Genomic DNA, 15,206 nt, shown 5'->3' on the forward strand with positions numbered 1-15,206 from the left:
AATAATAGTAACATTTGAGGAATGAATTAAGATTTATAAATAATTCATTCCTCTTTTGTACCTATTACTTCCTTACTTTTGTTTAAAGGGAAGACCCAATTTTAGAGATCTCAATCAAAGAAAAATAAAATGGCACTTGATATTAAAGAAGCCCTAGAGAAATTTAATGGCTTAAAAGCATTGGTTATTGGAGATGTTATGATCGACTCTTACATATGGGGTAATGTAGATCGTATATCGCCAGAAGCTCCCGTGCCTATCGTCGATGTCAACAAAAAAGAATCAAGAATGGGTGGAGCTGCAAACGTGGCTAAAAACTTACATTTTCTTGGTGCTGAACCTATTTTATGTGCTGTAATTGGTAATGATGCCGAAGCAGAAACTTTTTTAGGGTTATGTGATAATTTAGGTATTTCTAGAGATGGCTTAATACAAAGTACTGAAAGAATAACCACAGTTAAACATAGAGTTATTGCAAGTGCACAACATGTACTTCGTATTGATAACGAAGATGCTCGACCTTTAAAATCAAATGATACTTCTTTACTTCTTGAGCGAATCAAAAAGTTAGCAGATGATGCTGATGTTATTATATTTGAAGATTATGATAAAGGTGTCATCACCCCAACATTAATTACTGAAGTAGTTAAAATTGCTTCAGAGAAAGGTATTCCAACTACTGTTGATCCTAAGAAAAGAAACTTTCTTGATTATGTTGGAGTCACTCTTTTCAAACCAAACTTAAAAGAAATGAGAGAAGGTTTGAAATTTGATTTTGATGGAAATGTAATTGATGAAGTAAAAGCAGCTTCTCAAGAATTAAAAGCTAAAATGGAAAATACACACACCATGGTTACTTTATCAGAACATGGCGTGTATATTACTGACCATACGAATGAAGCACATATTCCTGCCCATAAAAGAGAAATTGCAGATGTATCTGGAGCAGGTGATACTGTTATTAGTATTGCATCGTTAGCACTTGCTATTGGATTGCCAATGGAAAAAGTTGCTGCCTTAGCAAATTTAGGTGGAGGATTAGTTTGTGAGCATGTTGGGGTTGTTCCTATAGACAAACAGAAACTATTAGAAGAAGCTTCAAAAAAATTATAAATGATCTCAAAAGAAGAGAAAAAAAAAGCTTTTAAAACAACATGGTATAGCATTATTGGTAATATAATTCTTACAACTGTTAAAGGTACCGTAGGAATAATAGGAAATTCTCAGGCTATGATAGCCGATGCAATTGAATCTTGTGCCGATATTATTTCTTCTTTTGTTGTTTTAGCTGGTCTAAATTTTTCTACAAAAGCCCCAGATGAAAATCATCCTTACGGGCATGGAAAAATTGAGCCTTTTGCCACTTTTATAACTATTGGTTTTTTAATTACCTCAGCTTTAATAATTGGTGTACAAAGTATTGAAAGAATTTCATCAAGTGATACTTCAATACCCTCTTCATATACACTTATCGTTTTAGGTATTATTATATTAATTAAATACAGTCTTTATAAATATGTTCTCCATAAAGGAAAACAATTAAATAGTTCTTCTTTAGAAGCTGATGCAGGACATCATAAAAGTGATGCTATTATCTCTCTTTCTGCATTTATAGGAATTAGTATTTCTATTTTTGGTGGCGAAGGATATGAACACGCAGACTCTTGGGCTGCATTATTTGCTGTAGGGATTATCTTATTTAATAGTTACTTACTTTTCCGACCTGCTTTTGGTGAAATCATGGACGAAAACCTTTACGATGACCTCATTGACTTAATTAAGCAAGAAGCTGTAAAAGTGGATGGTGTTATTGACACAGAGAAATGTTTTGTTCGAAAAATGGGTTTTAAATTTTATGTCGATTTACATATTATTGTTGATGGAGAAAAATCAGTAAGAGAAGGTCATGATATTGCACATGCCGTAAAAGATTCTTTAAAAGCTGATTTTAATGAAATAGCAGACATCTTGATTCATGTAGAACCAAGTCCAATACAACCATAACTTATTCAATAGATTATTAGTAGATATGGGTATAAGATCATTTCTAAGCAAACCATACGCTGCATACATTGTAAAGCAGCAGTTAAAATGGGCAAACAATCCAAGTCAAGCACAAGAAAGTGTTTTTCAAAATCTTATTACAATAGGTAAAACAACAGCTTTCGGTAAAGACCATCATTTTGCAGATATAAAAAATTACGAAGACTTTAAAAAGCATGTTCCTATTTGTGACTACGAAGACCTTCGTCCTTATATAGATCGTGTAATAGCAGGAGAAAGTGATGTTTTATGGAGAGATAAACCCACTTATTTCGCAAAAACATCTGGTACAACTTCTGGTGCTAAATATATTCCTTTAACAAAAGATTCTATTCCTAATCATATTAATTCTGCAAAGAATGCGATGCTGAATTATATACATGAAACTGGAAATGCTGACTTCTTAGATCGTAAGCTTATTTTTCTTTCAGGGAGTCCTGTATTAGGAAAATCTGGGGATATACTCTCTGGAAGGCTATCTGGAATTGTCAACCATCATGTACCAGGTTATTTGAGAACAAATCAAATGCCTAGTTATGAAACAAATTGTATTGAAGATTGGGAAACAAAATTAGATAGAATTATTGATGAGACAATTCATCAAGATATGTCGTTAATTTCTGGAATTCCACCTTGGGTACAAATGTATTTTGATAGAATTATTGAACGTACAGGAAAGCCAATTCACGAAACTTTCCCAAACTTTGATATGTTTATCTATGGAGGAGTAAATTTTGAACCTTACAAAACCAAGTTATTTGATTCAATCGGGAAAGTAATACCTTCTATTGAAACATATCCAGCTTCTGAAGGGTTCTTTGCATTCCAAGATACTCAAACAGAAGAAGGGCTCTTGATGCAATTGGATTCAGGTATTTTCTTTGAATTTATTCCAACTGATGAGTATTTTGAAGAAAACCCTACCCGACTTAGAATTGAAGAAGTAGAGATTGGTAAAAACTATGCTCTTATTATTAATTCTAATGCAGGACTTTGGGGTTACTCTATTGGTGATACAGTAAAATTTGTATCAAAATCTCCATATAGAGTACTTGTTACAGGAAGAATTAAACACTTTATTTCTGCTTTTGGAGAACACGTTATTGGTACTGAAGTAGAAAAAGCGATGAAATATGCTTTAGAACAGCATCCTGAAGTTAAAATAACAGAGTTTTCTGTTGCTCCACAAGTAAACCCAACAGAAGGGCTACCTTATCATGAGTGGTTAATATCTTATGAAAATGAGCCTAATGATCCCGATGCATTTGCATTAACAATAGACAATAAACTACGAGAGTTGAATGTTTACTATGATGATTTAATCACAGGATCAATAACAAGAACTTTAGTTATTTCAGCATTGCAAAGAGATGCTTTTCAACAATATATGAAGTCCATTGGTAAGTTAGGAGGTCAAAATAAGGTTCCTAGACTATCAAATGACAGGAAAATTGCAGATAAAATCATCCATTGGAAAAAATAATAGGTATCTCTCAATATTAACACTGTAATATTGAGAGATTTTTTATAATTTCGAATTGTCATTTAAAGAACACATTCACTTCTTTAAACAAAAACAGACTATTGAAATGTAAAAAAATTATCAAAATAACCTCCTTAAAATGACTTATGGAATAATTTTAGTATTTTAAGAATTAATTGAAAATACATTTTGTACTGCCACTTAACTATTTTAGTTAGAACGTAAACTATCAGGAATCCAAAACATGAGCAAAAAAATAAAAACTATATTACTTGTCGATGATAACGACACAGATAATTTTATAAATAGTAGAATTATTGAGTTAACAGATTTTGCTGAAGAAATTGTTATTAAGAATTCTGGCAAAAAAGCATTGGAATTTCTTCAAGAGCGTTTTGACTTAAAAGGCAATTTACCTAGTCTAATTTTACTAGATATTAATATGCCAATCGTTGATGGTTTCGTATTCTTATATGAATTTGAAAGCTTCCCTGATGAGTTAAAAGAAAAATGCAAAATAGCCATTCTATCAAGTTCAGATAATGAATCTGATATTGAAAGAATAGTGAATAACGAATATGTGGTAAAGTTTGTTACTAAACCACTTACAGAAGAGTCTTTATTAAGTATAAGTGATTTGATATAAATTACTTATATACAGATAATACAAAACGAATAGCATTTACTTTTTATAAAGGTAAATGCTATTTTATTTTATAGAATTTACTACTTTTAATATTAAGCTGAAAAACTGAAGACTGAGACCTTCTTTTTTAAAACTAAGTTACTGTGAAATAAGGCAAACCGACTAAAACTAAAATAAAGGAGATAATTCATCTCTTTTAACCTATTTCATGCTTTTTTAAAAATCTATTAAAAACTAAAATGAACAAGTTTAAACTTTTACTAGTGTGCTTACTATTGTCACACTTTTCTTTCTCGCAATGGGAAAAACTGGATTTACCTGATTATGCCAACGTCCAAAGTTTTGGGTATGACTGTGAAAACAACCTATTAGCTGGGTCCTCTAAAGCTTTATATCATTATGAAGATGGTACATGGGTAAAAGACAATTACGATTTCACAAAAAATGGTGTAGGTGCAATTTATTGCATTGATGATTACCTTTTTGTTGGTAGTGGTATCGATATCTTCCGAAAATCAAAAGATAGTGATACTTGGACAGCAATGGATCGTGTTTTCTTAGGTGGTAGTGTTCAAGGTTTCTTTAAATTAAAAAATAATACTTTGGTAGCTTACACCAAAGAATTAATATTTACAACATCTGACTATGGTACAAACTGGACGCAGCTAGAAAATGTTGGCTCAAGAGAGAAGCTTACTGGAGTATCATTTTTAGAAAACAATATTTACGCCGGAACAGCTACAGGTCTTTATAAATATGCTCCTGATGAGACAGATGAAGATAAAAAATGGGACCAAGTACTTGGGTTAGAAATAGTATCTATGACTACTACTTTTTACGGTAATCTAATTGTAAATACAACTGATGGAACAAGACATAGCCTTGGTTATGGATGGGGTTTAGCACAAGGCGAAGCAGATGTTGTAGTAAAACATATAATAGAAAATAACAGTAAACTTTATGGAATTACAGATGATGGTAAAGCAGTCTATTCTGGAACAACTGCTGTAAAATGGGAAACACCAACTGATATTAATGTAGAAGATATCAATACAATATTTTTTGCAGATGAGCTAATCTACGGAACAGAAACTGGTATTGTAAAATATATTGATGAAACAGCTTATGGTAAAGGGCTCAATGACACTCAAGTCGAAGGTTCATTTATATATGATGATCAATTTGTTATTGCTACAGATGAAGGATATATAAGCTATAAAAATGATCAATTTGAAAGTTTTAATGAACTACCAATTTATAGTTTAACTGGTAACCTAACATTAGATGATTATCAAGTAGTTTGGAATGATTACAGAGTTTACATAAAGAAATTAACTGATACTGAATGGAATGAAATTTTCTTCAAAAATATAGATGGAGAATATGTTAACTACATCACATCATTTAATGGCTCTTTATATGTTGCATCAACAAGAAAAATATTTAAAACTGAGTTATCTACAATTAATTGGGAAGAAGTATCTACAGACTTGCCTCCTAATATGTGGAGTTTAGTTGCTACAAAGAATAAATTAATAGCTCAAAAAAGAGGTTCCTCGTCTGCTACTACATATATCTCTACAGATGGTACTACATGGGAATTATCTGATATCACAACTTCGATAAAAGATATTCAAAATTTTGAAGGGGGACATTACCTAACAATTAATGATGCATTTAAGAAAAAAGGACGTTATTATATTGATGATAACAATAAATTAATAGAGGAAGAAGACAGTACCTACACAAGATTTGGGCAAGAAATATATGCTGACGAACAATTAGTCCTTCAAAATGGACTTGGAATCATTTCTTCTAAAACCGGAGAAGTTAATACCTTTGCAATGAAAAATAAGGGGTTAGTTACAATAGAAGATCAAGAATATGTATTCCCCAATGTAAATAGTATTTCTAAAGCAGGAGATAATATATTTATTGAAACTGATAATGGATTTTACAAGAGAGCATATAACGAACTTCTTGAGGATGTAACTACTGTTAATCAATTTGTTATCAATAGAGATTCTATTATTTCAAATAATCTAAATATTAGTATTGAAGCTAACTCTGATTATGATAATGTAGTTATTTATAATAATACTATTGCTGAAATTTATGAAGATGGAAATTACAATACTACTAATATTGGATTAACCATGGCAACTACTGATGAACAATATGATATCTCATCTACTTGGTTTTCAACTATCAATAATGGTATTACTCCTAATGCAAATAACACTATTGATGAAAGTTTATCATTATTCAGAATCTTAAACAATGATGATTTTGATTTATCCGTTTCAACAGCTGCACCTCAAATAATTTATATTTCAGAAGAAGATAAAGTTGTTGATGAAGAAGAGGATGACAATGAGGAAGAGGATATAGAAACTCCTAATGCAATAGATTTAGAAAAACAATTAATTTCTACTTATCCTAATCCTGTAGAAAATCAGCTTACATTAAGTTTAAAAAATAGTAATAACTATACTATTTCTATTTTCAATAATTTAGGTAACTTATTAATGAGCTACGAAACATCTGAATCAATATCAACTTTAGATGTTTCTTCTCTATTACCTGGTATGTATATTATCAATGTTCAAGACAATGATAATAATTCTTACCGTAAAAAAATTCTTAAAAAATAACTACTTTTTGTTTTTTAATAAAAACAAGAAGAGGTTGTCAATTATGACAACCTCTTCTTGTTTAAATCATTTATATATCTAGTCTTTTAGACCATATGTTTTTCTAATTAACTTTTCTGCAAAGGCATCTGGTAAAAATCTCTTTGCAAAAGCCAACATACTTGCATTACCACCAGAAACATAAATCGGAGACGGTGCTTTAGTTTCTATCACTTCCATTACAGTATCTGAAATCACAGAAGATGCTTCTGCTTCTGACATACTTCCTTTTACACTCTGACGAATATTATCTGCATAAGGGAAATATTCAGAATCTTCTGAACAATTAAAGTCAGGAACAATATTCGAAGCAATATGATTAGGTTCTACTAAGGCTACAGTAACTCCAAATTCTTTCATCTCACTTCTTAAAGATTGTGTCCATCCAGACATTGCAAATTTTGTTGCACAATAGCTAGAGTAATATGGTGCTGCAAATCTACCATTTAATGAGCCTACATTAATAATAGTACCGCCTCTCCTTTCACGCATTTGAGGTAAAACTTTCTTTGTAAGATTTAAAACCCCAAAGAAATTCACTTCAAATAAAAACCTAAATTTTTCCATAGATGTTTCTTCTACAGGCCCTATTTGAGACTGTCCCGCATTATTAATAAGAACATCAATTGGAGTATCTTTTATTTCATTCCAGCAAGCGTCAATACTTTCAGAACTAGAAACATCTAAGGCTACATATTTAACACCTTCTAATTTATCTTTTGTCGAATCAGGGTTCCTAGAAGTACCAATTACATTATAACCTTTTTTTACAGCTGCTGCTGCAATTGATTTACCAATTCCTGACGATGCTCCTGTAATAAATATTGTCTGCTTTTTTGCCATCTTTTTTCTATTTTTATACTGATGCAAAGGTAGAAATAAGATTCTTTAATCAATAATTCTATTTATTGATTTAAAATATCACTTTACTAAAACTGTTTTTACCAAAATAGAGTTAACTACTCTGTGAAGATGCTTTCTTAACCTATATCAATTTTTTGATAAATTTTATTTTAGCAGCTTTGCATCAACAAAAAAATATAAACATAAGAAAACCTTATCAATGAAAAATTTTGAGCTTTGGAACCCTACTCGCCTAGTATTTGGTGAAAACAGAATTGAAGAAATAAACAAGTACATTCCTGCAGATGCTAAAAACATTATGGTGTTATTTGGTGGTGGAAGTGTAAAGAAAAATGGTATTTATGATTTAGTACATACAGCTTTAAAAGACCGTAATGTTGTTGATTTTGGAGGAATTGAAGCTAACCCTCGTTATGAAACAATAATGAAAGCTAGAGAACTTGCCATCAAAGAAAATGTAGACTTCCTTTTAGCTGTTGGTGGTGGTTCTGTAATTGATGCAACAAAATTATTATGTGTTGCTATTCCATTTACAGAAAGTGAGCCTTGGGATATTATTAAAAAAGGATTAGGGAAAAAAGTAACTGAAGCTGTTCCATTTGGGACAATCTTAACTTTACCTGCAACGGGTTCTGAAATGAACTCAGGTTCTGTAGTTACTAGAGAAGAAACAAAAGAGAAATTAGCTTTTGGAGGCCCTCTATGTTTTCCTAAATTCTCTATTTTAGATCCTAGGGTTGTTGCTTCATTACCTCAAAGACAGATTGTAAATGGTATTACAGATGCTTTTACACACGTTTTAGAACAATATATTACTTACCCTGCCGATGCTCCTTTACAAGACCGTATTGCAGAGGGAGTACTACAAACATTAGTAGAAATTGGACCTAAAGTTATTGCCAACCCTGGCGATAGTACTGTTGCTGGTAACTTTATGTGGTGTTGCACAATGGCATTAAACGGTTTAATTCAGCAAGGAGTACCAACTGATTGGGCTACTCACATGATAGGCCATGAACTTACTGCATTATATGAAATTGACCATGCTAGAACTTTAGCTATTATTGGACCTAACTTATATAGAGTGATGTTTAATAATAAAAAAGATAAATTAGCTCAATATGGCGAACGTGTTTGGGGAATTACAGAAGGTAATATTGAACATAGAGCACAAGCTACTATCGAGAGAACTGTAGAATTCTTCCATTCAATGGGTATTGACACTAAAATTTCTGATTATACAGAAGATTATGCGGAAGTTGCTAAAACTATCGTAGATCGTTTTGCTGATCGTAAATGGTTAGGATTAGGTGAACGTCAAGATATCTCTTTAGAGAAGGTACAGGAGATTGTAGAAATGAGTATTTAAGTCACTCTTATATATCATAAATAAGAAAGTCCTTGCAAAATAGATTTGCAAGGACTTTTCTTTTTAGTTCTACTCCAATCCCTTCTTCTCCGGGTTCCAAAACGGCTTAGCCTTAATTTGAGAAACCTCCCACTTCAGCTCTTTCCTAAAAAATTGAGTAAGAGCAACGCAAAGACGGCTATCACCAGCTATATAAACCATTCGCCTCCCTTTCATTAATGGAAGGCTTTTTTTTATTTCATCAAGAACCTCATTTATTGGATTTTGAGGTTTCTTATAAAAATCAAAAGGAGTCTTATTGTCTACATCAGGAAAAAAATCATCTTGATTTTCACTATAAATTATACCTTTAATATATTTATTAGGTCCAAGTTCCCTCTGAATCATGTACAAATGAGACAGTGCTGAAAGGTCTCCAATCATTAGGTAACTATCCGACATTTCATCCATCAAAAACTTTCCAGTTTTCAATTTACAAAATAGCTTATCACCCACTTTACAATTTGAAACCCAATACGACCCAATACCATTACTATGAGTAGCTACAGCAATATCTATTACCCCATTTTTAAGATCAACATTCCATATGCTATAACTCCTAATTTTATCTTTCATCGACAACTCGTCTTTGCCAATTCCAATACCAACTCTAAGAAAAGCTCCAGGAATAATATTCATTTTTGAAAACTCATCACTTTGAATCCGAATATGAAATGCAGACTTAGATAATTGTTTCTTATAGATAATCTCAGTTTCAGTAAGTACTGACTTTAATATTTTTTCTAAAATTTTCATTTTAAATTATTACTCCTTTGAATCTGTAAAATCAGTATTTTCTTCTTCCTTTTTACATTTTCTATTTTTCATCTGGTGCATAAATTTCTCTCTACGCATCATCGCTTTTTCTTTCCCCCTAAAACCTGGTCCTTTCCCTTTGCCAAATACAATTTTTGACATTACTAGTAAACCTAAAGCTTGCCAAAAAGTAATAGTTGTTAACCCAAATATTACAGGCATTAGCCAATTCCATAACAGCATAAAAGTTAATGTCACTGCAGTAACCGCTACAACCCCAAATGCCATCATTTTAGCAATTCTCTTTTTGTTCGAAAACTTTTTCATAATATATTTTTTCTGTGATTATTTCTTAATGAAGAATTATTTTTAACCATTTATTCTTTAAGCTGATTAAAGAGGTCTTCTAAATGTTCTCTCAGATACAATACAGCATAGCGCTTTCTACTTATCAGTGTGTTTACAGAATTTCCAGTAATATCAGATATCTTATTAAAGCTATACCCTTCTAATTCATGCCACTCAAAAACTTCACGTTGTTCTTTCGGAAGCTCTTTCAATCTCAGCTGAATTTCTTCCCATATCATGTCCAACATTAGTTGTTCATCTGGCATTGATTCTAAAGAAGGTAGTAGATCCATTAAACGTAAGCCTTCTTCATCATCTATTTTTGAATTTTGATCTTCGATAGAAACTGTTTTTTTCTTTCTTCTGTAATCGACAATTTTATTTTTAGCGACAGTATAGAGCCAAGAGATTGATTTGCGCAAATCAGAGATCTCATCAAATCCCCCAACAAAACTCAAAAACACATCCTGAGCGATGTCTTCCGCATCTTCCATTGAACCTACCTTACCTTTGATGTAATTCTTCAAACGGCCTTGTTCCTCTTGGAATGTGTTTTCTATATTTTCGTTTTTCTCTGCCATAATTATTGTATCTATCTCTTAAGTCGGATAAGAGAAGATTATATTTTATGAAAAGTGATATTTTTTATATTTTTTTCTTGAGAATGCCTTTTAGAGTACAAAAACAACAGTTTTGAGTTCAAAAATATTTTATTCCTTATAAATCTAAGTACATAAAAAAAGCACACCAGTTTATGATGTGCTAATTTTATTGAAGTAATTTTTCAATTTATGATTTCAACATTTCTATTTGTTGTTTTAACAATGAAATGATTTCTTCTTTATCACCAAGTTGAGATTTAAGCATTTTTACTTCTGCTTTTAATTGTTCAACCTCGTTTGAAGACACTGGAACTTCCTCTTCTTTGTGCTTCTTCTTTTTCTTTGATTTGATTTCGACATGGATATTCTCCGTATCAGGGTTTTCCGATTTAGACTTAGTTACTTCTACATCTACAGTCTTAGATGCTTCTTGAGCCTCTTCTACAGCCCCTTGAACTGCCTCAAATACATTTTTGATTGTGTTCTTTACTTTGTCCTTCTGAAAGTCATCTTTCATTCTAGGAAACACAAAATCATTTAGAATATCCTCAAATGGATTGTCTTTCTTACTCATGGTTTTATTTCGTTAATTAATTTGACATAAATGCACTTTAAATTTGTGCTATAGTAAGTTAACGAAATCAAACGAAATGAGTTACGTGTAGTTTTAAATTTTTATCTGATGCTACAAAAAAAGCAAAAAAAAAATCCTGCCTCATTTCTGAAACAGGATAATGTACTCCGTACGGGATTCGAACCCGTGCTACCAGGATGAAAACCTGGCGTCCTAACCCCTAGACGAACGGAGCGGGGTATTGATTTTGAGTCTCAACTAGACTATGTACTCCGTACGGGATTCGAACCCGTGCTACCAGGATGAAAACCTGGCGTCCTAACCCCTAGACGAACGGAGCGGGGTATTGATTTTGAGTCTCAACTAGACTATGTACTCCGTACGGGATTCGAACCCGTGCTACCAGGATGAAAACCTGGCGTCCTAACCCCTAGACGAACGGAGCGGGGTATTGATTTTAAGTCTCAATTAGACTATGTACTCCGTACGGGATTCGAACCCGTGCTACCAGGATGAAAACCTGGCGTCCTAACCCCTAGACGAACGGAGCGGGGTATTGATTTTAAGTCTCAATTAGACTATGTACTCCGTACGGGATTCGAACCCGTGCTACCAGGATGAAAACCTGGCGTCCTAACCCCTAGACGAACGGAGCGGGGTATTGATTTTGAGTCTCAACTAGACTATGTACTCCGTACGGGATTCGAACCCGTGCTACCAGGATGAAAACCTGGCGTCCTAACCCCTAGACGAACGGAGCGGGGTATTGATTTTAAGTCTCAATTAGACTATGTACTCCGTACGGGATTCGAACCCGTGCTACCAGGATGAAAACCTGGCGTCCTAACCCCTAGACGAACGGAGCAACTGTTTTTTGCGAGTGCAAAGGTAATTGAGAACCCTATTCACTCCAAACTATTTGCAAAAAAAAGCAGAAATATTACAATCATTAAGAAATAATCGTCCTAAATCGACTAATTTGAAGCATATTCAATGATAATCGTAAATAAATTTAAATGATAGATCTTTTAGAAAATAGTTACAAAAAATACAATCAGCCTAATTTTATTAAAGATGACCCAATTTGTATCCCTCATAAATTCACAAAAAAAGAAGATATTGAAATTATGGGCTTTTGGGCATCGATGCTTGCTTGGGGGCAAAGAAAAACAATTATCAATAAATGTAATGAGTTGGTGAACATGATGGACAATGCTCCTCATGATTTTATTATGCATCATACAGAAGCTGATTTGAAACCATTCCTTACTTTTAAGCACCGAACTTTTAATGACATTGATACTTTATATTTTTTATCTTTCTTTCAGCGTCATTATCAAAAATACAATTCTTTAGAAGATGCTTTTTTACTTGGATTCAACAAGGAAGATCAAAATGTAGAAAATGCTATAATCGGGTTCCATGATTATTTTTTTAATCAAGATGATGCACCACAAAGAACCAGAAAACATATTGCTACTCCCGCTCGAAAATCAGCTTGTAAAAGAATAAATATGTTTTTGAGGTGGATGGTTAGAAAAGATGACAAAGGAGTTGATTTTGGTATATGGAATACAATTCAAACCAAACAACTGATTTGCCCACTAGATGTACATGTTGAGCGCGTGAGTAGAAAACTACATCTCTTAGACCGCAAACAATCAGATTGGAAAGCAGCTGTAGAACTCACCAATCACTTAAAACAATTTGATGCTAACGACCCTGTAAAATATGATTTTGCTTTATTTGGCTTGGGCATTGAAAAGTTTGCATAAGCACCAATAAAATTGATCATTATCACCTAACATATTCATAAAAAAGCATACATTTATCATATAAACGTAAAACAAACACCTAAAAAGAAATTATCATGAAAAAAATACTACTCCTACTTACATTTTTAACCTCCTTTTTGGTTTCATTTACTTATACCCCATTAGAAGAAAGCATAAAAAGAGGACAAGGTGTGTATATGATTAATTGTATGCATTGTCATATGTCAGATGGACAAGGTATAGAACCTTCTGTACCTCCATTAGCTGGAATTAAATATTTAGTAGAAAATAAAAGCCAAGCAATTAGACAAGTACTCCATGGTTTAGAAGACCCAATTGAAATAAATGGTGTTACTTATGATAAAGGTTCTATGCCTGAACAAGGGGCATTAAGCGATGAAGATGCTGCAGATGTTTTGAACTATATCAGGAATTCTTGGGGTAATAAAGCAGAAATAATTACACCTCACGAAGTAGCAATGGAACGTTAACTTCATTTAATTCGGTAAATATTTATAAATCTTAATTAAAAAGTATAATTTTACGGCATTAGCACATACGCACGTAAGTACGTGATGCTATGGGCTTTTCAAATTTATATCAACTTATCGAATCTCATGCAAGAGCGATACGCACAACGCGGTGTTTCCGCCTCAAAAGAGGACATCCACAATGCAATCAAGCGTTTGGATAAAGGCTTATTTCCTAAAGCATTCTGCAAAATCGTTCCTGATATTCTAACAGGCGATCCAAACTACTGTGCCATTATGCATGCCGATGGTGCGGGTACAAAATCTTCTTTAGCTTACCTATATTGGAAAGAAACAGGTGATATATCTGTTTGGAAAGGTATTGCTCAAGATGCAATTATTATGAATACTGATGATTTACTTTGTGTTGGAGCAACAGGAAGTACTCTCTTATCATCAACAATTGGGCGTAACAAAAACCTTATACCAGGTGAAGTTATTTCTGAATTGATTAATGGTACAGAAGAAGTTCTTCAGATGCTAAGAGACAATGGTTTCGATATTCATAGTACAGGTGGTGAAACAGCAGATGTAGGAGATTTAGTTCGTACAGTTATTGTAGATAGTACTGTAACTACACGAATGCGTCGTGACGAGGTAATAGACAATAGCAACATCAAAGGTGGTGATGTTATTGTAGGATTAGCGTCTTACGGTCAGGCAACTTATGAAAGTGAATACAATGGTGGTATGGGTAGTAATGGATTAACTTCTGCCCGTCATGATGTATTTGCAAAATATCTTGCCGATAAATATCCTGAAAGTTTTGACCCACAAGTTCCTAACGAACTAATTTATTCGGGTAACCAAAAACTTACAGATACTATTGCCGATTTAGCTTTAGATGCAGGTAAATTAGTATTATCTCCAACAAGAACGTATGCTCCTATTATCAAAAAGGTATTAGATGCATTAAGACCAGAAATTCATGGTATGGTACATTGTAGCGGTGGTGCACAAACTAAAGTGCTTCATTTTGTAGACAATGTTCATGTTATAAAAGACAATTTATTCCCTATCCCTCCATTGTTTGATATGATTCATAAAAACAGTGGTACAGATTGGAAAGAAATGTACAAAGTCTTTAATATGGGCCATAGAATGGAAATCTATGTAGATCCTAAACACGCTCAAGAGATTATTGACATTTCGAAATCATTCAATGTTGATGCTCAAATTGTAGGTCGTGTTGAACATAAAGAAGGTGGAAAATCGTTAGATATCCATTCTCCTTACGGTACTTATTCTTATTAGTTTATAGAAGAAGTTAAAAAATAAGTTTATACCTTTTTTAGCTATTTCTAATTGAAAACGAACTCCTTAGTTATTTAAAGAGTTCGTTTTTTTATGCTCAAAAATTTAATACAATAAAAAAACATACATACAATACTGAATATCAATATGATAATTGACGATAATGAATAAAAAGATTAAATTAATTAATAGTTGTAATTCTCTACTTAAACCTAATATAGCCACTCAAT

Annotated in this window: 14 protein-coding genes and 7 tRNA genes; 9 read left to right on the forward strand and 12 right to left on the reverse strand. The window is 32.7% G+C overall.

All coding sequences use genetic code 11. From position 1 onward, the window contains the following. Positions 1 to 129 precede the first annotated feature (129 nt). From KM029_RS10650 to KM029_RS10670, 5 genes are all read left to right on the forward strand, one after another. Positions 130 to 1,113: a bifunctional heptose 7-phosphate kinase/heptose 1-phosphate adenyltransferase gene (locus KM029_RS10650; RefSeq protein WP_144073268.1), complete on the forward strand. Its 984-nt coding sequence runs from the start codon at positions 130 to 132 to the stop codon at positions 1,111 to 1,113. Next, positions 1,114 to 2,004 carry a cation diffusion facilitator family transporter gene (locus KM029_RS10655; RefSeq protein ID WP_144073269.1) on the forward strand — a complete coding sequence of 297 codons (891 nt, stop codon included), beginning with the start codon at positions 1,114 to 1,116 and terminating at the stop codon, positions 2,002 to 2,004. Between the two features lie 25 nt (positions 2,005 to 2,029). After that, complete coding sequence (locus KM029_RS10660; protein ID WP_144073270.1) at positions 2,030 to 3,526, forward strand: GH3 auxin-responsive promoter family protein; 1,497 nt, start codon at positions 2,030 to 2,032, stop codon at positions 3,524 to 3,526. 244 nt (positions 3,527 to 3,770) lie between these two features. Next, positions 3,771 to 4,172, forward strand: coding sequence for a response regulator (locus KM029_RS10665; RefSeq protein ID WP_126618260.1), 402 nt, complete (start codon positions 3,771 to 3,773; stop codon positions 4,170 to 4,172). A 239-nt stretch (positions 4,173 to 4,411) separates the two neighbouring features. Continuing rightward, positions 4,412 to 6,826, forward strand: coding sequence for a T9SS type A sorting domain-containing protein (locus KM029_RS10670; RefSeq protein ID WP_144073271.1), 2,415 nt, complete (start codon positions 4,412 to 4,414; stop codon positions 6,824 to 6,826). Positions 6,827 to 6,904: 78 nt separating this feature from the next. Here KM029_RS10670 and KM029_RS10675 read toward each other — a convergent pair whose 3' ends face one another. Continuing rightward, entirely contained in the window at positions 6,905 to 7,708 is an 804-nt protein-coding gene (locus KM029_RS10675) for an SDR family oxidoreductase (RefSeq protein ID WP_144073272.1), read from the reverse strand. Positions 7,709 to 7,928: 220 nt separating this feature from the next. On the opposite strand from KM029_RS10675, the gene KM029_RS10680 reads away from it, so the two are divergent. After that, a complete protein-coding gene (locus KM029_RS10680; protein ID WP_144073273.1) occupies positions 7,929 to 9,098 on the forward strand; it encodes an iron-containing alcohol dehydrogenase in 1,170 nt (389 codons plus the stop codon). A gap of 69 nt (positions 9,099 to 9,167) precedes the next feature. On the opposite strand, the gene KM029_RS10685 is transcribed toward KM029_RS10680, so the two are convergent. From KM029_RS10685 to KM029_RS10735, 11 genes are all read right to left on the reverse strand, one after another. Then, positions 9,168 to 9,893, reverse strand: coding sequence for an SIP domain-containing protein (locus KM029_RS10685; protein ID WP_144073274.1), 726 nt, complete (start codon positions 9,891 to 9,893; stop codon positions 9,168 to 9,170). A 9-nt stretch (positions 9,894 to 9,902) separates the two neighbouring features. Beyond that, a complete protein-coding gene (locus tag KM029_RS10690; RefSeq protein WP_144073275.1) occupies positions 9,903 to 10,220 on the reverse strand; it encodes a hypothetical protein in 318 nt (105 codons plus the stop codon). Between the two features lie 50 nt (positions 10,221 to 10,270). Next, complete coding sequence (locus tag KM029_RS10695; RefSeq protein WP_144073276.1) at positions 10,271 to 10,822, reverse strand: RNA polymerase sigma factor; 552 nt, start codon at positions 10,820 to 10,822, stop codon at positions 10,271 to 10,273. A 208-nt stretch (positions 10,823 to 11,030) separates the two neighbouring features. Further along, complete coding sequence (locus tag KM029_RS10700) at positions 11,031 to 11,417, reverse strand: hypothetical protein (protein ID WP_144073277.1); 387 nt, start codon at positions 11,415 to 11,417, stop codon at positions 11,031 to 11,033. A 163-nt stretch (positions 11,418 to 11,580) separates the two neighbouring features. Continuing rightward, a tRNA-Glu gene (locus tag KM029_RS10705) sits at positions 11,581 to 11,652 on the reverse strand. Positions 11,653 to 11,685: 33 nt separating this feature from the next. After that, positions 11,686 to 11,757 (reverse strand) — tRNA-Glu (locus KM029_RS10710). Positions 11,758 to 11,790: 33 nt separating this feature from the next. After that, a tRNA-Glu gene (locus KM029_RS10715) sits at positions 11,791 to 11,862 on the reverse strand. 33 nt (positions 11,863 to 11,895) lie between these two features. Further along, positions 11,896 to 11,967 (reverse strand) — tRNA-Glu (locus KM029_RS10720). Between the two features lie 33 nt (positions 11,968 to 12,000). Continuing rightward, positions 12,001 to 12,072: transfer RNA gene (locus KM029_RS10725), tRNA-Glu, on the reverse strand. Positions 12,073 to 12,105: 33 nt separating this feature from the next. Beyond that, positions 12,106 to 12,177: transfer RNA gene (locus KM029_RS10730), tRNA-Glu, on the reverse strand. Positions 12,178 to 12,210: 33 nt separating this feature from the next. Further along, positions 12,211 to 12,282: transfer RNA gene (locus KM029_RS10735), tRNA-Glu, on the reverse strand. 151 nt (positions 12,283 to 12,433) lie between these two features. Between KM029_RS10735 and KM029_RS10740 the strand changes: the two genes are divergently transcribed. The 3 genes from KM029_RS10740 to KM029_RS10750 all read left to right on the forward strand — a co-directional run bounded on the left by KM029_RS10740 (position 12,434) and on the right by KM029_RS10750 (position 14,976). Further along, positions 12,434 to 13,192 (forward strand): TIGR02757 family protein, encoded by a 759-nt coding sequence (locus KM029_RS10740; RefSeq protein ID WP_144073278.1) that lies wholly within the window; start codon positions 12,434 to 12,436, stop codon positions 13,190 to 13,192. A gap of 95 nt (positions 13,193 to 13,287) precedes the next feature. Beyond that, positions 13,288 to 13,683, forward strand: a complete 396-nt coding sequence (locus KM029_RS10745; protein ID WP_144073279.1) for a c-type cytochrome — start codon at positions 13,288 to 13,290, stop codon at positions 13,681 to 13,683. 126 nt (positions 13,684 to 13,809) lie between these two features. Continuing rightward, positions 13,810 to 14,976, forward strand: coding sequence for an AIR synthase related protein (locus tag KM029_RS10750; RefSeq protein WP_144073280.1), 1,167 nt, complete (start codon positions 13,810 to 13,812; stop codon positions 14,974 to 14,976). Positions 14,977 to 15,206 lie beyond the last annotated feature (230 nt).

The sequence above is a fragment of the Flammeovirga kamogawensis genome (assembly GCF_018736065.1).
Lineage (GTDB): Bacteria > Bacteroidota > Bacteroidia > Cytophagales > Flammeovirgaceae > Flammeovirga > Flammeovirga kamogawensis.

Coding starts and splice junctions, on each gene's coding strand:
- KM029_RS10650 (WP_144073268.1), top strand. CDS start 130: ATGGCACTTGATATTAAAGAAGCCCTAGAGAAATTTAATGGCTTAAAA.
- KM029_RS10690 (WP_144073275.1), bottom strand. CDS start 10,220: ATGAAAAAGTTTTCGAACAAAAAGAGAATTGCTAAAATGATGGCATTT.
- KM029_RS10665 (WP_126618260.1), top strand. CDS start 3,771: ATGAGCAAAAAAATAAAAACTATATTACTTGTCGATGATAACGACACA.
- KM029_RS10675 (WP_144073272.1), bottom strand. CDS start 7,708: ATGGCAAAAAAGCAGACAATATTTATTACAGGAGCATCGTCAGGAATT.
- KM029_RS10700 (WP_144073277.1), bottom strand. CDS start 11,417: ATGAGTAAGAAAGACAATCCATTTGAGGATATTCTAAATGATTTTGTG.
- KM029_RS10655 (WP_144073269.1), top strand. CDS start 1,114: ATGATCTCAAAAGAAGAGAAAAAAAAAGCTTTTAAAACAACATGGTAT.
- KM029_RS10680 (WP_144073273.1), top strand. CDS start 7,929: ATGAAAAATTTTGAGCTTTGGAACCCTACTCGCCTAGTATTTGGTGAA.
- KM029_RS10750 (WP_144073280.1), top strand. CDS start 13,810: ATGCAAGAGCGATACGCACAACGCGGTGTTTCCGCCTCAAAAGAGGAC.
- KM029_RS10660 (WP_144073270.1), top strand. CDS start 2,030: ATGGGTATAAGATCATTTCTAAGCAAACCATACGCTGCATACATTGTA.
- KM029_RS10695 (WP_144073276.1), bottom strand. CDS start 10,822: ATGGCAGAGAAAAACGAAAATATAGAAAACACATTCCAAGAGGAACAA.
- KM029_RS10745 (WP_144073279.1), top strand. CDS start 13,288: ATGAAAAAAATACTACTCCTACTTACATTTTTAACCTCCTTTTTGGTT.
- KM029_RS10670 (WP_144073271.1), top strand. CDS start 4,412: ATGAACAAGTTTAAACTTTTACTAGTGTGCTTACTATTGTCACACTTT.
- KM029_RS10685 (WP_144073274.1), bottom strand. CDS start 9,893: ATGAAAATTTTAGAAAAAATATTAAAGTCAGTACTTACTGAAACTGAG.
- KM029_RS10740 (WP_144073278.1), top strand. CDS start 12,434: ATGATAGATCTTTTAGAAAATAGTTACAAAAAATACAATCAGCCTAAT.